The organism is Halobacillus shinanisalinarum (assembly GCF_022919835.1).
Taxonomy (GTDB): Bacteria; Bacillota; Bacilli; order Bacillales; family Halobacillaceae; genus Halobacillus_A; species Halobacillus_A shinanisalinarum.
The window spans coordinates 103,326-125,155 of the sequence record NZ_CP095074.1 but is presented as its reverse complement, the minus strand read 5'-3'; the positions used below and the strand labels follow the sequence as shown (position 1 = coordinate 125,155).

General features: G+C 40.4%; 26 protein-coding genes and 1 other RNA gene. 23 read left to right on the top strand and 4 right to left on the bottom strand.

Translation table 11 applies throughout. The annotated features are described in order from the left end of the window. The first annotated feature begins 90 nt into the window (after positions 1-90). The 7 genes from dinG (at position 91) to nth (ending at position 7,601) form a co-directional block, all read left to right on the top strand. Positions 91-2,877, top strand: coding sequence for an ATP-dependent DNA helicase DinG (gene dinG / locus MUO14_RS00665; RefSeq protein WP_244753168.1), 2,787 nt, complete (start codon positions 91-93; stop codon positions 2,875-2,877). 97 nt (positions 2,878-2,974) lie between these two features. Beyond that, positions 2,975-3,145: a YpmA family protein gene (locus MUO14_RS00660; protein ID WP_244753167.1), complete on the top strand. Its 171-nt coding sequence runs from the start codon at positions 2,975-2,977 to the stop codon at positions 3,143-3,145. Then, a complete protein-coding gene (locus tag MUO14_RS00655; protein WP_244753166.1) occupies positions 3,111-3,632 on the top strand; it encodes a cell wall elongation regulator TseB-like domain-containing protein in 522 nt (173 codons plus the stop codon). The genes MUO14_RS00660 and MUO14_RS00655 overlap by 35 nt, the downstream gene beginning before the upstream one ends. A gap of 22 nt (positions 3,633-3,654) precedes the next feature. After that, positions 3,655-4,839 (top strand): pyridoxal phosphate-dependent aminotransferase, encoded by a 1,185-nt coding sequence (locus tag MUO14_RS00650; protein ID WP_244753165.1) that lies wholly within the window; start codon positions 3,655-3,657, stop codon positions 4,837-4,839. A 22-nt stretch (positions 4,840-4,861) separates the two neighbouring features. Continuing rightward, entirely contained in the window at positions 4,862-6,154 is a 1,293-nt protein-coding gene (gene asnS, locus MUO14_RS00645) for an asparagine--tRNA ligase (RefSeq protein ID WP_244753163.1), read from the top strand. An 84-nt stretch (positions 6,155-6,238) separates the two neighbouring features. Then, complete coding sequence (locus tag MUO14_RS00640; protein ID WP_244753162.1) at positions 6,239-6,931, top strand: DnaD domain-containing protein; 693 nt, start codon at positions 6,239-6,241, stop codon at positions 6,929-6,931. A gap of 13 nt (positions 6,932-6,944) precedes the next feature. Next, positions 6,945-7,601: an endonuclease III gene (gene nth, locus MUO14_RS00635; RefSeq protein ID WP_244753160.1), complete on the top strand. Its 657-nt coding sequence runs from the start codon at positions 6,945-6,947 to the stop codon at positions 7,599-7,601. A 64-nt stretch (positions 7,602-7,665) separates the two neighbouring features. On the opposite strand, the gene MUO14_RS00630 is transcribed toward nth, so the two are convergent. After that, a complete protein-coding gene (locus tag MUO14_RS00630) occupies positions 7,666-10,473 on the bottom strand; it encodes a penicillin-binding protein 1A (protein ID WP_244753159.1) in 2,808 nt (935 codons plus the stop codon). Positions 10,474-10,490: 17 nt separating this feature from the next. After that, positions 10,491-11,081, bottom strand: coding sequence for a Holliday junction resolvase RecU (recU, locus tag MUO14_RS00625; RefSeq protein ID WP_244753157.1), 591 nt, complete (start codon positions 11,079-11,081; stop codon positions 10,491-10,493). 217 nt (positions 11,082-11,298) lie between these two features. Between recU and MUO14_RS00620 the strand changes: the two genes are divergently transcribed. From MUO14_RS00620 to MUO14_RS00575, 10 genes are all read left to right on the top strand, one after another. Continuing rightward, positions 11,299-11,448: a hypothetical protein gene (locus tag MUO14_RS00620; RefSeq protein WP_244753156.1), complete on the top strand. Its 150-nt coding sequence runs from the start codon at positions 11,299-11,301 to the stop codon at positions 11,446-11,448. Between the two features lie 141 nt (positions 11,449-11,589). Beyond that, positions 11,590-11,859 (top strand): hypothetical protein, encoded by a 270-nt coding sequence (locus MUO14_RS00615; protein WP_244753154.1) that lies wholly within the window; start codon positions 11,590-11,592, stop codon positions 11,857-11,859. 61 nt (positions 11,860-11,920) lie between these two features. Next, on the top strand, positions 11,921-12,280 hold the full coding sequence (locus tag MUO14_RS00610) for a YppE family protein (protein WP_244753153.1): 360 nt from the start codon (positions 11,921-11,923) through the stop codon (positions 12,278-12,280). Positions 12,281-12,398: 118 nt separating this feature from the next. Then, positions 12,399-12,806, top strand: coding sequence for a cytidine deaminase (locus tag MUO14_RS00605; RefSeq protein ID WP_244753152.1), 408 nt, complete (start codon positions 12,399-12,401; stop codon positions 12,804-12,806). Between the two features lie 148 nt (positions 12,807-12,954). Then, positions 12,955-13,299, top strand: a complete 345-nt coding sequence (locus tag MUO14_RS00600; RefSeq protein ID WP_244753151.1) for a CotD family spore coat protein — start codon at positions 12,955-12,957, stop codon at positions 13,297-13,299. A gap of 96 nt (positions 13,300-13,395) precedes the next feature. Then, the gene (locus tag MUO14_RS00595) at positions 13,396-13,959 is read left to right on the top strand and encodes an SLOG family protein (RefSeq protein WP_244753150.1); all 564 of its coding nucleotides are present in this window, start codon (positions 13,396-13,398) and stop codon (positions 13,957-13,959) included. Between the two features lie 84 nt (positions 13,960-14,043). Beyond that, complete coding sequence (gpsB, locus tag MUO14_RS00590) at positions 14,044-14,367, top strand: cell division regulator GpsB (protein ID WP_244753149.1); 324 nt, start codon at positions 14,044-14,046, stop codon at positions 14,365-14,367. 95 nt (positions 14,368-14,462) lie between these two features. Beyond that, positions 14,463-14,846, top strand: an RNA gene (gene rnpB, locus MUO14_RS00585) — RNase P RNA component class B. 103 nt (positions 14,847-14,949) lie between these two features. After that, positions 14,950-16,089 (top strand): THUMP domain-containing class I SAM-dependent RNA methyltransferase, encoded by a 1,140-nt coding sequence (locus MUO14_RS00580; protein ID WP_244753147.1) that lies wholly within the window; start codon positions 14,950-14,952, stop codon positions 16,087-16,089. A gap of 39 nt (positions 16,090-16,128) precedes the next feature. After that, complete coding sequence (locus MUO14_RS00575) at positions 16,129-17,595, top strand: carboxypeptidase M32 (protein ID WP_304654225.1); 1,467 nt, start codon at positions 16,129-16,131, stop codon at positions 17,593-17,595. A 69-nt stretch (positions 17,596-17,664) separates the two neighbouring features. Here the strand turns inward: MUO14_RS00575 and MUO14_RS00570 are convergent, their stop codons facing one another. Further along, positions 17,665-18,210 (bottom strand): hypothetical protein, encoded by a 546-nt coding sequence (locus tag MUO14_RS00570; protein WP_244753145.1) that lies wholly within the window; start codon positions 18,208-18,210, stop codon positions 17,665-17,667. A gap of 116 nt (positions 18,211-18,326) precedes the next feature. On the opposite strand from MUO14_RS00570, the gene MUO14_RS00565 reads away from it, so the two are divergent. From MUO14_RS00565 to MUO14_RS00540, 6 genes are all read left to right on the top strand, one after another. Continuing rightward, a complete protein-coding gene (locus MUO14_RS00565; protein ID WP_244753144.1) occupies positions 18,327-19,094 on the top strand; it encodes an SDR family NAD(P)-dependent oxidoreductase in 768 nt (255 codons plus the stop codon). Positions 19,095-19,167: 73 nt separating this feature from the next. Continuing rightward, positions 19,168-20,253 carry a type III polyketide synthase gene (locus MUO14_RS00560; RefSeq protein WP_244753142.1) on the top strand — a complete coding sequence of 362 codons (1,086 nt, stop codon included), beginning with the start codon at positions 19,168-19,170 and terminating at the stop codon, positions 20,251-20,253. Position 20,254: 1 nt separating this feature from the next. Further along, positions 20,255-20,767 carry an isoprenylcysteine carboxyl methyltransferase family protein gene (locus MUO14_RS00555; RefSeq protein WP_244753141.1) on the top strand — a complete coding sequence of 171 codons (513 nt, stop codon included), beginning with the start codon at positions 20,255-20,257 and terminating at the stop codon, positions 20,765-20,767. A 75-nt stretch (positions 20,768-20,842) separates the two neighbouring features. Beyond that, positions 20,843-21,019, top strand: a complete 177-nt coding sequence (locus MUO14_RS00550; RefSeq protein ID WP_244753140.1) for a hypothetical protein — start codon at positions 20,843-20,845, stop codon at positions 21,017-21,019. A 100-nt stretch (positions 21,020-21,119) separates the two neighbouring features. Next, entirely contained in the window at positions 21,120-21,242 is a 123-nt protein-coding gene (locus MUO14_RS00545; RefSeq protein WP_244753139.1) for a DUF6123 family protein, read from the top strand. Between the two features lie 6 nt (positions 21,243-21,248). Then, complete coding sequence (locus MUO14_RS00540; RefSeq protein ID WP_244753137.1) at positions 21,249-21,431, top strand: DUF6123 family protein; 183 nt, start codon at positions 21,249-21,251, stop codon at positions 21,429-21,431. Here MUO14_RS00540 and MUO14_RS00535 read toward each other — a convergent pair whose 3' ends face one another. Then, on the bottom strand, positions 21,432-21,818 hold the full coding sequence (locus MUO14_RS00535) for a ribonuclease HI family protein (RefSeq protein WP_244753136.1): 387 nt from the start codon (positions 21,816-21,818) through the stop codon (positions 21,432-21,434). Positions 21,819-21,830 lie beyond the last annotated feature (12 nt).

Below are 21,830 nucleotides of genomic sequence, written 5' to 3'. Positions count from 1 at the left end.
TGTGGAAACAAGAGTTAAACTATGGAAAGGATCTTGGCCACGTATAATAGGACAGGATCCTTACTTTTATGGCCACACTGGAGGGATTTCATGTCGACCTTTGCTATAGTAGATTTAGAAACAACAGGTAACTCATCATCAAAACAGGACCGTATTCTTGAAATTGGTATTGTGATTATCAAGCAAGGCCAAGTGATTGAGGAGTTTTCAAGCCTTGTTTATCCAGAACGAGAAATTCCTCCGTTCATTACCGCTTTGACTGGGATACAAGAAGAGGATATTATTCATGCCCCGCTATTTTCAGAAATAGCCGAGGACGTGTACCAATTAGTAGAGGATTGTTATATAGTCGCACATAATATCGAATTCGATCTCGGTTTTCTTAATGAAGAATTTATTCGGTGCGGCTACGAAGCTCTGCATAACCCTATCATTGATACAGTGGAGCTTGCCCGAATTTTTCTGCCTGGTTCACCAAGCTTTAAATTAGGACAGTTGGCTGATCATTTAAACATTGGACACGCCCATCCGCACAGGGCTCTTTCCGATGCTCAAGTGACTGCAGATTTATTAACCTTACTGTTAGAAGAGATACATACATTACCTGAACGTACCTTAACACACATCCTAAAAATTGTGGGTAAACTTAAAAGTGATGTAAGACCTTTTATTGAAACTGCCGTTGAAAAGGCACGGTATAACCAATCAAGTCATGACCAATATGAGGTTCATTATGGATTACCGATAAAGAAGCAGCCAGAGGAACTTTATGAAACGAAAGATGTTGAGCTGCCGTTTAATCAATGGATAATGGAAGCATATGAAGGTAAAGAAAGCTTAAAAAAGATAGTGGATCATTATGAGGAAAGATCAGGACAGAGACAAATGTCAGAGGCTGTGTATCAATCCTTAGACGAGGGAAGACATGCCTTACTTGAAGCTGGCGCAGGCACGGGAAAGTCACTAGCCTACTTACTTTCTACTTTATATTATTCGGTCACACATAATGAAAGACTGGTTATTGCAACGCATACAACCGCATTGCAAAATCAGTTGTTAGAAGAGGAAATCCCCAGAATGGAAGAGTTGTTTGGCCGCCCCATAAAAGTAGCTTTGTATAAGGGGAAGAGGCATTATATCAGTCTCCTTCATTTTAGTTATGAGTTGGACAGATCGTATTATGATAATTATGATATCGTTTTAACCAAGGCAATGATTTTAGTTTGGCTGACAAAAACAAGTACAGGCGACATTGATGAAATTCAACTGCCATCAAGCGGACAGCAGTTTTGGCATAAAATTTCCGCCGAACAATCAGGTGGGGCGATGTCATTTAATAACAAACATGCCTCCTATTTTCAATGGGCTGAAGAAAGGGCTGAGCGTGCAGATCTTCTTATTACGAATCATTCGCTTCTATGTTTAGATTTGATTAGTAATGAGCAGCGTCTCCCTGCCTATGATAGGGTGCTTATAGATGAAGCTCATCATTTAGAAGCCATAGCCAGCCGCTACTTTGGTATTCGTTTGAATTATAAAGAATTACAGCGGCAATTAACCCAATTCAATGATCTGTTTCACCCTGCTGTGTTCAAACAGATCGATGCCGATGTGAAAAAACAAATTCAGCAGGGAAGCCGCAAGGTCGAACAAGCTAAAGAGGAACTTAATCAATTGTCCAGATACTTATTTCAGAAGGTTAAGGCGACTCGCAAAAGATCTCAATCAAGAAGCGATATTGGACGAGCGCAATATTTATTGAAAGAAACAGACAGTGTGTTCGCTAATACCAGTGATGAAATGACACAAAGATTTTTATCTAATATTCAGGCTGTTAAAAGGGAAGCAATAGCGCTAATGGAGCTTATTGGACCGCTATTATCCATTGAGCAAAATGGGGATGTCCGGGTACTATACTCAAGACTAGAAACCAATGCAAGCGTCTGTGAGACAATTATCGACCAACTCGTCCATTATTTTGTTCTGGATGATAATGTTGTGAAGTGGATTGAAATTGATGTAGATGGTGCCTCCAATTCAGTTTATTTATATAGTGAGCCTTTAAATGTAGCTGGCCTTCTGCAGGAAAGGTTATTTCTGACGAAGAAAAGTGTTGTATTGACGAGTGCGACACTTACTACAAATGGCTCTTTTGACTATATGAAGCGTCTAATAGGTGTAGCCAAATGGAAGGATCTTTATGAACTGTCCATTCCATCCCCTTATGATTATAAGCAGCGGGTCAGGCTGATGGTTCCAAATGATTTTCCCAATATCAAAGAGGATCCTGAGGAGTTTATTTATTCGATTAGTGAAGCGATTTACTCGATTGCTCATGCCACTAAAGGTCGAATGCTCGTTTTGTTTACCTCATATGATATGCTTAGAAAAACGTATTATTTGCTGAAGGATGTCATTAATCCTGAGGAATTCATGGTTTTTGCGCAAGGGATCTCAACCGGAAGCAGGGATCGTCTGAGGAAGAATTTCCAAACTTTTGATCAATCTATTTTGCTAGGAACAAGTTCTTTCTGGGAAGGAGTAGATATTCCTGGAGATGATCTTTCATGCCTTGTAATTGTTCGCCTTCCTTTCCAACCACCAGATCAACCTTTACAGGTCATGCGAGATTACAGACTTAAACAACAAGGCCAAAGCCCATTTATGAACCACTCGCTTCCTCAGGCTATTATTCGTTTTAAACAAGGATTCGGACGTTTGATTCGGTCTACGACTGACCGGGGTGTGGTGTTTGTTTGTGACCACCGTCTAATAGAAGCGAAGTATGGAAGGCACTTTCTCGCATCTATTCCAGATGTACCGCTTATGTATAAATCAACTTCAACACTTGTACAAGAGATGGAAAAATGGTTGTAAAAGTCTTTGAATTGTATCTAATTAAGTTCATAACCTGTTATACTATTTTACGTATAAACCGATGAAGAAGGAATAAGACGGATGGGGGACAGAAATAATGGAAAATAAGGTAGAAACAATGTCAACCGTACGGATTCAAAAATCAAATGATCTTTATAAGGTTGTTGACACACTTAATCGTACGTTGAAGGATCAAAATTTAATGTTTGGACTTGCTTTAGATGAAGATGATAATGAAACAGCAGTCTTCACGATTTACCGTACCTAGCTGGCTGCGGTGGGTTCTCCTCATCATCGGAATTGTAATTATTATTTCAGGAAGCACCCTGACCTGGATGTATGTGCAAATAGAGGATAAACAGACAGAGGGATTTACAACTGCCAAAAATTTGGCGGTTTCAGAAACGAAAATGACAAAGGTAACAGATGTTTTAAGCTACAATGGTGAAAATCCCATTCATATTGTTCGCGGTCAAAATGCTAATGATGAAGAATTAGTTACCTTTTTAAATCTTGGGAAGAAAGAAGTGCTGACGACGATCAAAGCTAGTTCAATGATTCCTACAGGCGATTTAAAGGCGGGGCTGCAAGCTGACTGTTCAGCCTGTTCATTTATTGATGTACAGCTTGCGTATGAAGAAAATAGTCCAGCATGGGAACTTACCTATATAGATGAAAATCAACGATATGTATTAGAATATGTAAGAGTTACAAATGGCGATCCTATTCAAAGGTTTGCCTTTCGTCAACCATAATCTTAAGTGAAGGATGAGTGAAATGGAATTAGCTAAACGAGTACAAACACTTACACCGTCATCAACATTAGCAATTACGGCTAAAGCTAAAGCTTTAAAAGCAGAAGGGCACGATGTCATCGGTCTTGGAGCTGGTGAGCCTGATTTTAACACACCTTCGTATATTATAGAGGCGGCTATGAAGGCCATGCAGGAAGGACATACGAAATATACACCTTCCGGAGGCATCCCTGATTTAAAAGATGCGATTCTGTCAAAAATGAATAGAGATCAAAATTTGACCTATTTACCTAGCGAGGTTATTGTTACGACTGGGGCAAAGCATGCTTTATTTACGTTATTTCAAGTTTTACTAAACAAAGGGGATGAAGTCATCGTTCCGGCCCCTTATTGGGTCAGTTACCCTGAGCAAATTAAATTGGCTGAAGGTACTCCTGTTATAGTTAAAGCAAAAGAAGAACACCAATTTAAAATGACACCCGAGCAACTCGAGGAGACAATAACAGAGAAGACAAAGGCTGTTATCATAAACTCACCAAGTAATCCTACAGGGATGATGTATTCTGAAGATGAGCTTCGCGCAATTGGTGAAGTTTGCTTAAAGCATGACATTCTTATCGTCTCAGATGAGATATATGAAAAACTGATTTATTCCAATGACCAGCATGTGTCAATGGCTCAGCTGTCTGACGAACTTTATAAACAAACCATCATTATCAATGGTGTTTCTAAGTCCCATTCTATGACAGGCTGGAGAATTGGCTATGCTCTAGGCCGTACAGAGATCATCCAAGCGATGACAAATATGGCTTCACATTCTACATCAAACCCGACTTCAGTAGCTCAATATGCCGCGTTAGCCGCTTATAAGGGGTCAGATGAGGAGATAAATGAAATGCGTAAAGCATTCCACAAAAGGTTAGATGCTCTACATAGCTGGCTGCTTGCGATCCCTGGCGTATCGTGTGAGAAGCCAATGGGGGCTTTTTACCTTTTTCCTAATGTGATTCGTACGGCGAATAGTTGTGGCTTTAAAACAGTAGATGAGTGGGTAACTGCACTCTTAGAAGAAGAGAAGGTTGCTCTCGTGCCGGGGTCTGGTTTTGGTTCACCTGATAATGTAAGACTTTCTTATGCAACATCCATTGAGCAATTAGAAGAAGCGGCGAAGCGTATTCAACGTTTTGTAGATAAACACCAATCATAAAGTGAAGCATGGAGGTAGACTCATGAAAACAACAATTGCAGAAGTTTCAAAGTATGTAGGAGAAGAAGTTACCATCGGTGTATGGTTGCAAAATAAGCGATCAAGCGGAAAAATAGCTTTTCTCCAGCTTCGTGACGGAACAGGATTTATGCAAGGGATCGTTGTGAAGGCGGATATTGGCGAAGATAAGTTTCAACAGGCAAAAGCACTGACGCAGGAAACATCCCTTTACGTTTCAGGTGTGGTTGTGGAAGACACACGCTCTTCCTTCGGGTACGAGCTGCAAGTGAACAACTTCGAAATTATTCACGAAGCTGTTGATTATCCGATAACACCGAAAGAACACGGAACAGAGTTCTTGATGGATCATCGTCATCTCTGGCTGCGTTCTAAAAAGCAGCATGCAGTTATGAAAATTAGAAATGAAATTATTCGAGCTACGTATGAATTTTTTAATACTAATGGATACACGAAAATTGATTCGCCAATCTTAACAGGATCTTCAGCAGAAGGTACAACCGAATTATTCCATACAAAATATTTTGATGAAGAAGCCTACTTATCCCAGAGTGGACAGCTTTACTTAGAAGCGGCAGCAATGGCTTTTGGTAAAGTATTCAGTTTCGGGCCTACTTTCCGTGCTGAAAAGTCAAAAACCCGTCGTCATCTCATTGAATTCTGGATGATTGAACCTGAAATGGCCTTTATGGATCATAACGACAGCCTTGAAGTTCAAGAGCAGTATGTCACACATGTTGTTGAAGCCGTGCTTCAAAATTGTACACTTGAGCTTGAAGCTCTTGGTCGTGATAAAGCTGTTCTTGAAAAGATAAAAGCCCCTTTCCCGAGAATCAGCTATGATGAGGCGATTGATTTATTGAAGGAAAAAGGTTTTGATGACATTGAGTGGGGAGAAGATTTCGGTGCGCCACATGAAACTGCGATTGCTGAAAGCTACGATAAACCAGTATTCATTGTAAACTATCCTGCTGAAATTAAAGCTTTTTACATGAAGCCGGACCCAGAACGACCTGAAGTGGTTTTATGTGCAGATTTAATCGCCCCAGAAGGCTATGGTGAGATTATTGGCGGTTCACAGCGGATTGACGACCTTGAACTGATGCAAAAACGTTATAAAGAACATGATCTTACAGGGGATGCCTACCAGTGGTACTTGCAGCTTCGTGAATATGGAAGTGTCCCGCATTCAGGTTTCGGTTTAGGACTTGAACGCACAGTAGCCTGGATTTCCGGCGTCGAACACGTTCGTGAAACGATTCCATTTCCACGTTTATTGAATCGTTTATATCCTTAATATATAGGTAATCACACCGATAGAAGAACGCTTATACTATCGGTGTTTTTTCCTTTTTAATCATCATAGATTGAGGTGGACATCTTGTCGAAGTATCAAAGCTTTCAGGAGATCATGAATCATCAACTAATGATCCCAAAGCAACTATTAACAGAATATCGCCGATTAGGATTGGATGAGAAGGAACTCGCTGTACTGCTACAGATTCACCGTTTTTATTTAGATGGGAATCCTTTTCCCACACCAGAAGAACTGGCCGGCTATCTTTCCTTCTCAAGCCAGGACTGTTCAAAAGTCTTGAGAAGTCTTATTCAAAAACAGCTGATAACCATTGAACAGAAGCATAGTGAACAACTAGTTAGAAATGAATCATATTCTCTCGAACCGCTTTGGGAGAAATTATTTGCCCAACACAAGCACTCGTACACTACTGAAGAGGAGCAAGCAGGGAGTTTGTTTTCTTTATTCGAGCAGGAGTTTGGCCGGCCGCTATCCCCATTTGAGATCGAGAATATCAATATATGGCTAGATCAGGAGGAGCAGGAACCTTCCCTTATAAAAGCTGCATTAAGGGAAGCAGTGTTAATGGGTAAGCTCAACTTTAAATATATCGACCGTATTTTACGTGAGTGGAAAAGAAAAGGTATCCAAACAGTGGATCAAGCCCGGCAGCATGGCAAGCAATTTAGACAAGGGCAGGCCAAAAATTCTTCCTCTCAAGCAAAACCAAAACGTGATGTCTCGCTGTATTATAACTGGTTAGAAGAGGACTCATAGGAGAAACGTTATTATGCTAAATAAAAAACAAATCAGAGAATGTTTAGACGTATTTGAGGATATGTTTCCTGATGCAGAATGTGAGCTCACTCATAAGAATCCATTTGAACTTCTAGTTGCGGTTGTCCTATCGGCACAAGCTACTGATGCATTAGTAAATAAAGTGACCCCTCAATTATTTAAAAAATATAAGAGCCCGGAAGATTATCTTGCTGTGCCGCTTGAGGAACTACAACATGATATTAAATCGATTGGGTTATATAGAAACAAAGCAAAAAACATCCAAAAGCTCTCCCATACGTTAATTGATAAATTTAATGGGAAAGTTCCTTCAACGAAGCAAGAGCTTGAAAGCTTAGCGGGAGTTGGAAGGAAAACGGCGAATGTCGTGGCCTCCGTGGCCTTTGACGAGCCAGCAATCGCCGTAGACACTCATGTTGAGCGTGTCTCTAAACGATTAGCTATATGTCGCTATAAAGACTCCGTGCTTGAAGTTGAAAAAACGCTGATGCGTCAACTCCCTAAAGAAGAATGGAGTGATACACATCATCGTATGATTTTTTTTGGACGTTATCACTGTAAAGCACAGCGTCCGAACTGCGAGGAATGTCAATTGCTTCATTTGTGCAGAGAAGGGCAGAAGCGGATGAGAAAAAAAGAGAGAAAATAAACCAGATGTTTATCTTCTAATAAATAAAGCACACTGTCCTAGACAGTGTGCTTTATTGTGGGGTTTAGGCTGCATTTTCCTGTGGTTGATCTGGCTGTTCATTCTCAGGATTAGGTGGCTCGGCACCATCAGAGCCGCCTCCGTCACCAGAGCCACTTCCGTCACCAGAGCCACTTCCGTCACCAGAGCTGCCTCCGTCACCAGAGCTGCCTCCGTCACCAGAGCTGCCTCCGTCACCAGAGCTGCCTCCGTCACCAGAGCCGCCTCCGTCACCAGAGCCGCTTCCGTCACCAGAGCCACCTCCGTCGCCAGAGCCACCTCCACCTTCTGAAGGCGGGGTAGCACCGTCCCCGTTGTTACTACCTGCTCCGCCGTCACCATTTTCACCGGCACCATCACCGGCTCCTCCTTCAGTGTTGTCGGAGCCTTCATTTCCATTATTCCCATTATTGTTTTCATCCTGGTTCCCGTTGTTGCTATTTTCATTATTTTGCTCATCTTCAGGGTTGTTTTCTTGAGGGTTCTCCTCATCAGGATTTTCCTCGGATTCTTCTGCTGGCACTTCTACACTGGCAGATGAAGAATCACTATCCTCTGCATCCTCATTATCACTTACCGCTGTTACTGTAAATTCGTAGGATGATCCTGGCTGAGCATTAGTAATTTCAACGGTTGTATCTTTCGTTCTTGTAAGCTGCCTTGCTTCACCGCCATCAATAGCGACGGTCACCTCATAGGAAACACCTTCTGGTTCGTCATATCCCCATTCAAGATTAATGGCTTGCGCCTCTTGATCGTAGGAAGCTGATAGATCTTGAACTGGATCTAGCTTCTGGAATACTTGAGACACTTGGGATGGTGTATTATCTACATGGAACAATTCAGTTACGATTCGGCTTTCCGGTGTATATGGACTCGGTAATTTAGCTGGGCGTGATCCTTTTTCGACCTCTACCTGTTCCACAGAGCCGGGTTTTTGAAAGTCGCTTGTTTCTTTGCCTTCTGATACATGGCCCATGATTGACTTAAACAACTGTTTAGGAATATCTTGTGCTGATTCTGATAAACCTTGGTTCCCTTTGGAATACCCAGTCCATATTGATATGGAGTAGTTTGTTGTGTATCCGCTAAACCAAGAATCGGGTACAATATCAGTCCCATCTGCTTCACGGTTTGTAGTACCTGTCTTACCGGCTTCTGGAAGACCAGGAATATTTGCTGATGTACCCGTACCTTCAGACATGACAGTCTGCAGCATCGACGTAATCATATAAGCCGTATAACTGTTCATGGCTGATTTAGGTTCTGGCTTCATGTCAATGGTTCCTTCCCCAGGAACTTCAACTTTTCGAACAGTGTACGGTTCATTATAGACTCCTTCATTACCAAACGCTGCGTAAGCACCGCTTAGCTGGAGAGGATTGACAAGTGCATTACCGCCACCAATGGCATCACTTAAATACATCTGGTCATTTTTAAAATCAATACCCAAGCCTGTTGCAAACTCCTGGGCCTTTTCAATCCCTGTATCATTCAACGTTTTAACAGCAGGAATATTTAAGGATCGGCTTAATGCATAACGCGTGCTCACCCAGCCACGAAATCTGTCATCAAAGTTGTTTGGCGAATATCCGTCTATGTCGATTGGTTCGTCATTAATTTGATGATAGGTGGACATTTTATTGTATTGAATAGCTGGACCATAAGCTGTGATCGGTTTTAGAGTTGAACCTGGCTGCCTTTGGGTATCGGTAGCATAGTTATAATTGCCTTCTTTATAATTCCGTCCGCCTCCGATAGCTCGAATGGCCCCTGTTTGGGTCTCAGTGACGGCAACACCTGATTGAAGTTGCTCATCTGGCCAAGCAATCGGGCTGTCTTCACTAAGCATTTGCTCGACATATTGTTGTGCTTTAGGGTCAAGAGTCGTGTAGATTTTTAAACCGTCCTTATAAATATCGGCTCCGTCCATTTTAGCTTCTACTTCTTCACGAACGTGGTCGACAAAAGCTTTATAGGGAGAGTCTTTCTCTTTTTGTTCTGCAAGTAAATCTTCAACATTCGTATCTCTAGCTTCCTCAGCCTCTTCTTTAGTGATCTTGCCATGCTGTACCATTAAGCTGAGGACGACATTCATCCGCTGCTGGGCAAGCTCCGGATTCTCATGGGGATTGTAACCGGACGGACGCTGCGGCAAGCCTGCTAGCATGGCTGCTTCTGGAAGTGTGAGTTCACTTAATTCGTTTTTGCCAAAATAGGTTTGAGCAGCTTCTGCAACTCCATATGCTCCTTCACCATAATAAATTTTATTCAAATACATTTCTAAGATTTTTTCCTTGGAATATTCTTGATCTAATTTAATAGCTAAATACTGTTCTTGAACTTTTCGCTTTAATGTCTTATCACTGGATAAAAAGGATCGTTTAACAACTTGTTGGGTAATGGTACTTGCTCCTTCGGCACCAAAACCTTGTTTGATATTAGCAAGAACTGCTGCACCAATTCGTCTAAAATCAATTCCAATATGCTCAAAAAAACGAACATCTTCAGTAGCTAATACCGCATCAATAAGTACGGGAGGGAGGTCATTATAACTAATCTTCGTCCGTCTTTGTTCACCGGCTAAATCTGTTATGAAATCGCCGTTTTGATCATAAAGCTTTGATGATACAGGATCAGATAATTGCGCTTCATTTAAGTCTGGGGCGGTCACAATATAGTAAGTAAATAAACCACCGACTGCGATCATAAGGACGATACCAATGGTTAAAAGAATCATGACGATTCGTTTGAAAGTTGGTTTTCGCTTTCCTTTTTTACCTGATTTCATTTGTTTACGTCTAGCTGTTCTTGATTGGCTTTCGTTGGCCATGTTGCTCTTCCTCCATTTCAAAAATAGAGCTTATCTAAAGCAGTTGCATAATCAATTCTTGCTTGATAATGAAAGGGAAGTAGTTCAGCTTCAGCTTTCATATAGTCATAAGGAATAGATTTGCGCCCGCCTTTAAATTGATCGTTCCAAAACAAAAAAAGTTTGGATGCAGGTAGTAGATATACTTCATCAAAAACGGCAAATTTGACAATAATAAAACATATCCCACCATGTTGTTGACAAGCATACATATGATCAATTTGGTGCTGATGGATGTTACTGAGAGGGAAGGAAGTTTTATTTTTGGTTTCCTTCGCTTCAAAATCAATGTAACGCCCTCGATAAACTCCATTAAAATCTGTCGTAGAAGCTTGTTTAAAATAAGCTTCTTTTATTACTGCAGCACTTCTTTTTGGATAGTCCACATTTACAATTTGGACAGGTGTTGGCTTCTTATGAACAATGGCAATGTTGGCATTTCGATAATAGTCATTGGATAATTCAATATCTTCTTCTAATGTCATTCCTCTATTACTAAAGGTTGTTTCTGCCTTATTTTGGCTTCTTAACTTCTGGGTACCGTTTTTCCTCCCATTGGGGTAATTCACAATACTTCCCTCCCTAATGCCATGAGGGTATCATACCAAAAAAAGACCACCAAGTGTAACAGAAATTCATCTAACCATTCCATATACTATTAAACGTTTAGCGAGGTGATAAAGTTTCACTTAATTATACGTTTTCCCGCAAATAACAACAAATAATCCGAAATTCTTACACGCCTGTTCCTGCACCAAATATAAATTCGAAAGGGAGAAGAGTTTTATGGGGAGGAGGAAGGATACATTCTATGAATGTATCCTTCCTATGTTTATTCAAGTGGAGGGACGATCTTCACCTGATAATTTTGGATTATCAGTTTTAGCGGGTGTAGGCTTTTTCTCTTTTGGTTTCTTTTTCTTTGGCATGGGGTAGCTCCCCCTTTCTTCATTGTCGAATGGATCACATAAGATAGGTTGTTTTGTAGCATTACTTCTAGTCTTGTCATGTATGAAGGACTTATGCAAAGGAAGAAGAAATGTAAACGTAGCAGATCAAGATGAGGAGGAACTAATTATGCATAAACAGCAACCAGCAGTTTCAATGGCTATGTATGAAGAGCAGCTGCAACTTTTAAAGGAAAAATTTACATTGATGGAAAAACGAATTTCACTTAAGGCTGATGAGGTCGTTTTTACAATGTCTGTTTCTCACCGTAAGGAAATTGATCAATTAAAAGATGAAGTGATTCTTTTGCGCGAACAGCTTAAGAAAGTGAATAAGGAACAACAAGAAATATATGTGAAGAAGTATGCAGGTGCAGCTAGACGTAGGTCTGTAGGTTAAGGTTTTGCTTCTAATGGCATCAGAATGGTATGGTTTTAAAAAAAGGTGTGTTGAATAGAAGATGGCACTTAGGCAGACGACATTGAAAATAAAACAAATGATTGATGATCTCCATGAACAGTTTCTTACCATGGAAGGCCCTGTAAATAAAAAAGATTTTGATTTTTTTTATAAAGTAAAGGAAGAAACAAGTCCTATGTTCAACCTGAATTATCAATGGTTAGAGGAAGCCGAAGAGTTTGTTAAGAATCGGGGCGTATCTGTGCATCCTAACCAAGTTAAATCAACTCATGAAAATATGGAGATGCTAATTTTGCACAGTTACTATATAGATGTAGAGAAGAAACGTTTTAAAGAACTGCACCAATCTTCTCATTACGTACTTGATATGATCTTAAATGACTTGAACAATGATGTATAAAACACCTCACTTTTTTTCCTTTGTACTTCATTGGAGGTACATCTCCTGGATGAAATCGCTTTACAAAAAGGATGCTTTCTTTTATAATAACCTTCCCAATATGAGGGAGGGAAGCCGAGTGGATAAAGGAAATTTAATTCAAGAAGCTAAAACAATTAGAGAACGAGCCTATGTACCCTATTCCAAATTTAAAGTAGGGGCGGCCTTATTAACGAACGATGGAACATTGTACACGGGATGCAATATTGAGAACGCAGCTTATCCTGTAACCTGTTGTGCGGAGCGTGTGGCGATTTTTAAAGCTATTACTGATGGTCATTATGAATTTAAAGAAATGGCTGTTGTTGCTGATACAGATCGACCTGTCCCCCCATGTGGTTCCTGCCGCCAGGTTATGAGTGAATTTTTCGCTCCGGACCTACTCGTGCATACAACTAATCTTCATGGGGTAACGAAGACGTTAACGACAGCTGAGCTGTTACCCTTCTCCTTTTCCTCAAATGATTTACCTGAAGAAACAAAGTAAAAAGTTGACGACAATCTCCTATCAAGAAAAGACTGTCTTAGGCAGTCTTTTTTTGATGGGAAATAATCAATATTGGGGTTCGCCTAGTACAATCTTTGTATTTGTGACATAGGCTGATAAGGAAAAGAAAAAGAGGGAGTGAGTTATAATGTACGATCAGCGTCATTGTCCACCGATGAGACATCGTCCGATCGTTTACCCTGTTCAACATTGCGTTCAGGATAATTATTTTGTTGAAAATATGGATCATATACACCCATCACATTTAACTATTCAAAACCATCATTTGCTAAATAACTATCACTATTTCCCACACACAGTTTCTTATACAAATGATTATAATGTTGAAAACCATTATATGCCGCAAGGAGTTGAACCTCAAGGGTACAATTGGATGGATCAACAAATGAATCAAATGCCTATGGAAATGCCTCAGGGGCAAATGAATCAAATGCAGCAATTCCCGATGCCATTTAATTGGCAAGATGAATAAATAAACAGCCACTAACCATTTAGTGGCTGTTCTTGTCGAGATAGGAAGGGTGTAATGTGTGGTCAAATATCATACAATGTAGAGGGGAGTGATGACATGAAAACAATTGTCGTAACGGGATATAAACCTATGGAGATGGGAATATTTAAGCATGATGATCCTAAAGTAGAATTTGTTAAAAAAACGATAAGAAAACGATTGGTCTCTCTCATTGAAGAAGGGCTTGAATGGATTATAATTTCTGGGCAGATGGGTGTTGAACTTTGGACAGCAGAAGTGGTATTAGATCTTAAGAATGACTATCCGATCCAGCTTGGTGTCATTCCTCCCTTTCAAAATCAGCAGACGAAGTGGCCAGATCAGCTTAAGCTTGTATATGAAGAAATAACTGAGTTTGCTGACTTCTATAAACCCATCTATGACAAAGAATATGAAGGCCCCTACCAATTTCGAGCAAAGGATCAATTTCTTATCGAACATTCGGATGGCTGTCTGTTGCTATTTGATGAAGATACTCCGGGAACTCCACAATATTTTTTAAAGCTTGTTAAAACCTTTCAGGAGCATCACACTTATGATATTTTATACATAACACCTAGTGATTTGGATGAAACCGTTGAAGAAATTCGAATGTCGCACCACGATTTTTGGGAAGAATAATCGGTTTATGGGGAACAGATTAAATTGACAATTAAGCCAGCTTTTGAAAAAATATAACTAATGTGCTGAACAGAGGTGAGAGTAATGAGCGAAGAGAAATTTCATTTAGATGGTAAGACAATTTTAGAAAAAGATTTTAAAACGTCCATGAGAGGGTATAATCAAGAAGAAGTGGACGAGTTCTTGGATTTAGTCATCCAGGATTATGAAGCGTTTAATAAAGAGATCGAAAGACTGGGACATGAAAATGATCGTTTAAGAAAAACTCCTTCCCGGGAAGCAGCTCCTGTCCAGCGGTCCAGGCAAACTCAGACGAACAATCATAATCATCAGGTGAATTACGATATTTTAAAAAGAGTTTCTAATTTAGAAAAAGCTGTATTTGGTAAAAAATATGCAGAAGAGTAAATGTTCCTGTATTTACCTGATGACATAACACGTTCTTTTTGCTATGATAATGGAACGTGACTATTAAGCGAGTTACGCTAAAATGAAACATTTGAATACTCGGGTAATCGCTGTATTGCATCTGTGATACAGAGGAAAGTCCATGCTCGCACAAGCTGAGATGCTTGTAGTGTTCGTGCCTGACGAAACCATAAGTCAGGGTAACTTTTTAAGTTAACGGCAGGGAAGATACCTACGTCCCTTAGTGGGATAGGGTATTGCTACCTTGAAAGTGCCACAGTGACGGAGCCAGAATAGAAATATTCTGGGTGGAACGAGGTAAACCCCGCGAGCGAGCAACCCAAATTAAGGTAGGGGCATTTTTTGAAGGGAATTCAACCTGATAAGAGGTCGCGTTATGCGGCAGATAGATGGTTACCACCGGAGTACGAGGTTGACCGCCGTTTGCAGTACAATGGAACAGAACATGGCTTACAGAGTATTCAAAGGTCATTGATTCAACAAGTTATAACACCCTTCTACTTAAGCCTGATCGCTTTGATGGAAGGGTGTTTTATTTTTATCGGTAATAGGAGGGTCATCATGCCACAAAATGTAACCTTGATTGCTACAGCTGCTATGGGATTAGAATCGATTGTTGCAAGGGAAGTCCGTGGACTAGGCTATGAAGATGTACAAGTTGAAAACGGAAGAGTCGTATTTACAGCTCCAGTGTCAGCCATTGCTCGCACTAACTTATGGCTGCGGACTGCTGATCGAGTGAAATTACTAGTCGGTAAGTTTAAAGCCTATAGCTTTGATGAACTATTTGAAAAAACAAAAGCATTGCCGTGGGAGACGTTTATCACTGAAGAAGGTGAGTTTCCTGTCACAGGAAAATCAGTAAAATCGAAGCTCTATAGTGTGCCTGATTGTCAATCCATCGTGAAGAAGGCGATTGTAGAACGACTGAAACAAAAATATGGAGTGGCGTCTATTTTGAAAGAAAGCGGTGATGATTTTTATCGAGTCGAAGTCGCTATACATAAAGATGAGGCATTGCTCACACTCGATACTTCAGGGAGCGGTTTGCACAAAAGAGGCTATCGCGTGGGACAAGGGGAGGCCCCATTAAAAGAAACCCTTGCTGCAGCCCTTATTCAAATTACCAATTGGCACCCAGATCAGCCGTTTGTTGATCCATTTTGCGGTTCAGGTACAATTGCCATTGAAGCAGCCTTGATAGGACAAAATATCGCTCCGGGTTTCAACCGTGAATTTGCTTCAGAAAATTGGGGTTTTATAGAGCAAAATCACTGGGACCAAGCTTTCGAAGAGGCTGAAGATTTTGCCAAGTATGATCAACCTTTAACGATTACGGGGTCTGACATCAGCCATGACATGATCAAAATTGCTGAAAACAATGCCATTGAAGCAGGGCTAGGTGATCTCGTTCAGTGGAAACAGATGCAAGTGAAGGATTTTCGTCCAAGGCAGGAGAATGGCTATCTCGTGTCAAATCCTCCTTATGGAGAGCGAATGGGGGAGCGTCCAGAAGTAGAGGAGATGTATCGTGACTTAGGTGTTATTATGAGGGATTATCCATCGTGGAGTACGTATATATTAACCTCTCATGAAAAATTTGAATCGCTTTATGGGGAAAAAGCTACCAAAAAACGGAAGCTCTTCAATGGTTTCATTAAAACGGATTACTACCAGTATTTTGGAAAACACGTAAAATAGGGGGATGCGAATTTGAGCCAATCAACTGAGCAGAAGTTTATGAATTTATTAAAGGAGCAATCATCATACGAGGAAGCAATCGGCCTAATGGCATGGGACATGAGAACAAAGGCGCCAAAAAAAGCAGTCGAAACAAGATCTGAAGTGCTAGGGGTGCTTTCGCAGAAAGTACATGAAATTCAGACGTCTGATGAAATGAAAACCTGTTTAGACGACCTTGAAGGGAAGGCAACAAACAGAATTGTCCAAAAAGCTGTTGAGGAAGCGAAAGAAACATACGAGCGAACAGCTAAAATTCCAACTTCTGAGTACAAAGCTTATGTAACTCTGCAATCGAAGGCGGAATCGATGTGGGCGGAGGCAAAGGAAAACAATGATTTTAAGAGTTTCCAACCTTACTTAGAAGAGCTGGTTGCTTATAATCGCAGCTTCGCAGAATACTGGGGTTATGACAAACATAAATATGATGCCCTGCTTCATAATTACGAACCAGGTGTTACAGTTGAGGTACTCGAACAAGTGTTTCCAAAAGTCCGTAAATCACTAACGGAACTGTTAGAGCAAATTAAACAGGCACCCGTGCAACCTGATCCCTCTTTGTTAGAAGGGCACTTCCCTAAGGGTATGCAAGAAGGATTCAGCTATGAAATTTTACATCGAATGGGCTACGATTTCAATGCGGGACGGTTGGACGAAACGGTTCATCCTTTTGCTATCGGTTTAAACCAAAACGATGTACGCGTAACAACGAAATATGATGAAAAGGATTTTCGTACAGCTGTTTTTGGGACGATTCATGAAGGTGGTCATGCTCTTTATGAACAGAATATTGATCCCAAACTAGCTTTTACGCCTCTAGCTACAGGCACGTCAATGGGGATTCATGAATCGCAATCATTATTCTGGGAGAATTTTGTTTCCAGAAGCAGACCTTTTTGGGAAAACCATTATGAGCTGTTTCAAAACCACGCGCCTGAACGGTTTGAAGCTCTAGCTCTCGACGATTTTTATAAAGCTGTTAATGAAGTGAAACCATCGATGATCCGTATTGAAGCGGATGAGCTAACGTATTGTCTTCATATTATGGTTCGTTATGAGCTTGAAAAAGCTTTAATTGGCGGAGAAATAGAAGTGAAGGATTTACCAAAGCTATGGAATGAGAAAATGGAGGACTATCTTGGTGTAACACCGGCGAACGATGCTGAGGGAGTTCTTCAGGATATTCACTGGTCCGGCGGTGACTTTGGTTACTTTCCATCTTACGCATTAGGATATATGTATGCAGCACAATTCCAGTATACTATGAAGCAAGAACTCGATTTTAATGAAGTGATTCAAAAAGGAAATTTTAAGCAAATACAGGGTTGGCTTACGGAACACATTCATCAGTTTGGCAAGATGAAAAAGCCGCTTGAAATTCTGAACGATGTTACAGGGGAAGGGTTGAATCCTGATTACCTAGTAACCTATTTAACAAATAAATATAAAGGTATTTACAAGTTTTAGGTCCCTGACACACCGCTATTTTATTGCTTTAAAAAAACCCAGCTGGTTAAATAGCTGGGCTTTCATTCATTAAGAGAATTCTTTCATTAGGTCTGTTGTAAGAAGACCCGCGTCTTCATAAACAGTGTCCATTATTGACTGGAACTCTTTAAACTTTTCATTAGCAGTTGAAAAATCGGCATTTTCGAGGTCGGCTTCAAGTGCTTTTCCTACTTCTTTATAGTATGATTGCAGAGATGGCAATGCTTCCTCATACTTTGTTGTAATTTCTTCAGGAAGGTCCGCCTTTATTTCATAGTTTGTAGCTTGTTCAGATGCTTTTTTCGCTGCAGTTTTAGCCTCTTCACCGGCAGTTTTAATCGCTTCCATATCTGGCTCTTCTTCACCTACAGCCGTTTGGTACGCAGCGATTTTAGAGTGATTGGGTCTGAACGTATTTGCCATGTTCATTTGTGCGTTAAGTATTTCTTTTTTTACTGCTTTCTCATCAGAGCCTTTTTCCTGGCTGCTCTTCTCTTCCCCGTTTGCTTTGCTTTCCCCTTCAGTTGATGAGCTTCCACAACCAGCTAGTGCAAGAACCGTAGTTAAACCGATTGCTAGTAACCATTTTTTCATCTTACATCCCCCTTTTGTAAAACTTTACAAAATCTAGTGTAATGGGAACGGTTGCAAATGTAAAGATTTTGGAGAAATGTTACAATATAATGAAAATTCAGTCTTAGGAGGTTGCTATGTATTTACCTAATTTCAGATTAGATAATCAATTAGCCGTAGTCACAGGAGCAACGAAAGGGATAGGGAGGGCTATTGCGTTATCTTATGCTCAATCAGGAGCAGACGTCGTCCTCATTGCAAGGAATAAGAAAGATCTAGAAAGGACAAAAACCGAAATTGAGTCTTACGGTCAGCGTGCTTGGTATGTACAAGCTGACGTAAAGGAATATCACTTAATCACAGAGCAGGTGGACAAGCTGCGTGCCGGACGACCTATTGATATTTGGGTAAACAATGCAGGGATGAATATCCGCAGTCTGGCGGAAAATGTAACAGAAGAAGAATGGGAGACAATCGTTTCAACCAATATGAAGAGCGCCTTTTTCCTAGCTCAATATGCTGCTAAAACAATGAAGCAAGTAAAAAGGGGGAAAATTATCAATATCTCTTCTGTAGGTGGTCATACCGCATTACGAACCGGAGTAGTTTATGCGATGACAAAAAGTTCTCTCATTCAAATGACAAAAAATCTGGCATTGGAGTGGGGGCCTTATCAAATTAATGTGAATGGCATTGGACCCTGGTATTTTGAAACGGCGTTAACAGAACAGTTGTTAAAAGATGAAGACTATGTAGCAGATATTTTAAATCGCACACCATTGAATCGGATAGGAAAACTCAAAGAAATTACTGGAGCAGCGGTGTTCTTAGCCTCAGATGCAGGTAACTACATGACGGGTCAAACCTTATTTGTAGATGGAGGAATGACCATTTACGGATTTTAAAAGTAAGAGGTTATCATAGTCTATTATAATTACAAATTGTTATGGGCATCCTATTATAAAAAGAGGTGGGACTATGTCTTACATATTATCTACGAGTACTCAAACAGCCGAAAATTGTTATACTCAGACAGAAATTCAAAATTTGGTCGATAAAGTATTTCCTTTAAAAGCACATGAGAAAAAGAGACTTATGCCAATTTTTGAGCATGCTAACATTAAAGAACGGCAATTTTCCAGCTGTCTTTCCTGGTATGAGCAAACACACTCACTAAAGGAACGTAATGATTTATATCAAACGTCCGCTGTCGATTACTGTGAGCAGGCGATAGGGAAGTGTTTAGGTAATTCCGCATTTCTCTCAAATTCTATACCGGCTCAATCCATCGATCACATAATCTTTATTTCTTCCACAGGAATTGCAACTCCTACACTTGATACTTATCTTATCGATAAATTGGGTTGTAAAGATACGGTCAAACGGACGCCTATCTTCGGGCTCGGTTGTGCAGGAGGAACCAGTGGGATAGCTAAGGCACACGAATATCTTAAAGGTGCACCTGAAAGTAATGTTCTTATTGTATGTGTGGAGCTATGCAGCTTAACGTTTCAACTGGATGACTCGAGCGTCAGCAATTTTGTTGGGACGGCATTATTTGGTGATGGGGCCTCCGCTGTCTTGATGGCAGGCGAAACATCTTCTTTATTAAAGCATCGAACTTCTGCCGTCCCTAAAGTAGAACATATAAGTACAAAGACAAAGCCGCATAGTCAATCGGTGATGGGGTGGAGAGTCGTTGATACAGGATTTGAAGTAGTATTTAATAAGAGCATCCCCAATTTAGTGCGCCGTTTCTGGAGTAGTCATATACAAGATTTTCTGTCGTCAAATGGCTGGACCGTTGAAGAGCTGCCATTTCTTGTTGCCCATCCAGGAGGTAAAAAAGTACTTGAGGCCTATGAAGAAGTGTTAAATGTACCTGAATCAGCTTTAACTTTCTCAAGGAATATTCTTAGGGATCACGGTAACATGTCATCACCGACGGTTCATTTTGTACTTGATCAAGCAATGAGGAGTAAACCTAAGCGGAAAACTCGATCCATTATGGCTTCTTTAGGTCCGGGGTTTACTTCAGAGCTTGTCAGTTTGGAGTGGTCCTAATATGCTTGGTTTGTTATTTAGTCTGATCGTTATGCAAAGATTAGCTGAATTAATCTTAGCTCGTTCTAATAAAAAGTGGATGCTTGCGAACGGTGGGGTAGAATATGAAACGGGTCACTATCCTTTATTTATTGTTCTGCACACGTTGTTCTTTTTAGCAATCATCTATGAGTGGCAAGTGTCAACTATTCATATTGAATGGATTTTTCCGGTTGCGCTAATTCTCTTTCTTTGCCTGCAAGTTATCAGAGTGTGGTGCATTGTAAGTTTGGGAAGGCGTTGGAATACTCGTATTATTGTCATTCCAAATGATACACTCGTTTCTAAAGGACCATATAAGTATGTGAAACACCCAAACTATCTCACAGTCCTGCTTGAGTTATTCATCATCCCCCTTATGTTTCATGCTTATATCACAGCTATAATCTTTCCCTTACTCCATCTCCTCGTTCTGGCTGTTAGAATACCTGCTGAAGAGCGAGCGCTTCACGGAAGTTCTGAAAATTACAGCTGACCTATTGATTCCTTGTTAACTCTTTGCTATACTCTAATTATTAATGAAAATCATTATCAATTAGGAGACGATCATATGATGATTTTGTTCATTCTGCTTGTAGTCGCTATCTATACAGGTTTGATGGTATGGATATTAGCTAAACTTGGGTTAACACCAGCGAAATCGGTACTAGATGTGCTTAAGCTCCGGACAAAGAAAAACGTGCTTCAAAACCAAACATCATATAAACAATCCATTTCGGTCAGGTGACATGAACCTGGCTTTTTTTGTTATACTAATGATAATCAAAATTTGTCGATAGATGTCGTTGAATGTGGCAGGGGAGTAATATAGTGACAAGGAGCGAATCATGAAGCAAAATGAGTCATTAGCTTATTATTTAGAAGATTTATGGTCAAAAGGCTTCAAGCTTTCTGATGAGGATGTACACTTCATTTATGTTGGAAGGAATTCAACAAATGTTGACGAATAGAAGGTGATGCTTGCCTTAAAAGAGACACTGAAGTTTCAGCAGACTTTCGATCCTAGCTTTTACATCAGTGTGCTTGAGCATTTATCATCTCCTACCATTACAACAAAGAAATCAGCTTATCGAGCTTTAGAGAAACGCGGTTTGGATTCTTCCATTAAAAAAACTAATCCAGCTGGGAATCTGGATTAGTTATCTTTTGAGTGCAGAGCGCGCTAAGCGGTCTGCATTTTTATTTGCCTTATCTGGAATCCATTTATAGAAAACGAACGAAAAGGAATCATGAAGGGTAAGAATTTGATTAAGAAGTGGCACAAAGACAGGATTGTTTGTGTAACTCTTATCAACAGTCGTTACGACGACCTGTGAATCAGACCGTATCGATAGAATTTCACCAGGGAATGTTTGTTTACATATTTCCAGCGCTCGGATCACAGCTAAGAATTCGGCCTCATGATTGCTATGTTCCCCAAGAAAGTAACTATATTCGTACTGTTGGTTTTTTTGTTTAATATAAATGCCGGCAGCGCTTGGCCCTGGGTTCCCTATAGTAGATGCATCCGTATATACTTCGATCAACTCTCTGACCTC

Bases quoted from the DNA above. Each gene is read 5' to 3' on its own strand.
- dinG (WP_244753168.1), top strand. From the start codon at position 91: ATGTCGACCTTTGCTATAGTAGATTTAGAAACAACAGGTAACTCATCA.
- MUO14_RS00660 (WP_244753167.1), top strand. From the start codon at position 2,975: ATGGAAAATAAGGTAGAAACAATGTCAACCGTACGGATTCAAAAATCA.
- MUO14_RS00655 (WP_244753166.1), top strand. From the start codon at position 3,111: ATGAAACAGCAGTCTTCACGATTTACCGTACCTAGCTGGCTGCGGTGG.
- MUO14_RS00650 (WP_244753165.1), top strand. From the start codon at position 3,655: ATGGAATTAGCTAAACGAGTACAAACACTTACACCGTCATCAACATTA.
- asnS (WP_244753163.1), top strand. From the start codon at position 4,862: ATGAAAACAACAATTGCAGAAGTTTCAAAGTATGTAGGAGAAGAAGTT.
- nth (WP_244753160.1), top strand. From the start codon at position 6,945: ATGCTAAATAAAAAACAAATCAGAGAATGTTTAGACGTATTTGAGGAT.
- MUO14_RS00630 (WP_244753159.1), bottom strand. From the start codon at position 10,473: ATGGCCAACGAAAGCCAATCAAGAACAGCTAGACGTAAACAAATGAAA.
- MUO14_RS00620 (WP_244753156.1), top strand. From the start codon at position 11,299: ATGGGGAGGAGGAAGGATACATTCTATGAATGTATCCTTCCTATGTTT.
- MUO14_RS00615 (WP_244753154.1), top strand. From the start codon at position 11,590: ATGCATAAACAGCAACCAGCAGTTTCAATGGCTATGTATGAAGAGCAG.
- MUO14_RS00610 (WP_244753153.1), top strand. From the start codon at position 11,921: ATGGCACTTAGGCAGACGACATTGAAAATAAAACAAATGATTGATGAT.
- MUO14_RS00600 (WP_244753151.1), top strand. From the start codon at position 12,955: ATGTACGATCAGCGTCATTGTCCACCGATGAGACATCGTCCGATCGTT.
- MUO14_RS00595 (WP_244753150.1), top strand. From the start codon at position 13,396: ATGAAAACAATTGTCGTAACGGGATATAAACCTATGGAGATGGGAATA.
- gpsB (WP_244753149.1), top strand. From the start codon at position 14,044: ATGAGCGAAGAGAAATTTCATTTAGATGGTAAGACAATTTTAGAAAAA.
- MUO14_RS00580 (WP_244753147.1), top strand. From the start codon at position 14,950: ATGCCACAAAATGTAACCTTGATTGCTACAGCTGCTATGGGATTAGAA.
- MUO14_RS00575 (WP_304654225.1), top strand. From the start codon at position 16,129: ATGAATTTATTAAAGGAGCAATCATCATACGAGGAAGCAATCGGCCTA.
- MUO14_RS00570 (WP_244753145.1), bottom strand. From the start codon at position 18,210: ATGAAAAAATGGTTACTAGCAATCGGTTTAACTACGGTTCTTGCACTA.
- MUO14_RS00565 (WP_244753144.1), top strand. From the start codon at position 18,327: ATGTATTTACCTAATTTCAGATTAGATAATCAATTAGCCGTAGTCACA.
- MUO14_RS00560 (WP_244753142.1), top strand. From the start codon at position 19,168: ATGTCTTACATATTATCTACGAGTACTCAAACAGCCGAAAATTGTTAT.
- MUO14_RS00555 (WP_244753141.1), top strand. From the start codon at position 20,255: ATGCTTGGTTTGTTATTTAGTCTGATCGTTATGCAAAGATTAGCTGAA.
- MUO14_RS00550 (WP_244753140.1), top strand. From the start codon at position 20,843: ATGATGATTTTGTTCATTCTGCTTGTAGTCGCTATCTATACAGGTTTG.
- MUO14_RS00545 (WP_244753139.1), top strand. From the start codon at position 21,120: ATGAAGCAAAATGAGTCATTAGCTTATTATTTAGAAGATTTATGGTCA.
- MUO14_RS00540 (WP_244753137.1), top strand. From the start codon at position 21,249: ATGCTTGCCTTAAAAGAGACACTGAAGTTTCAGCAGACTTTCGATCCT.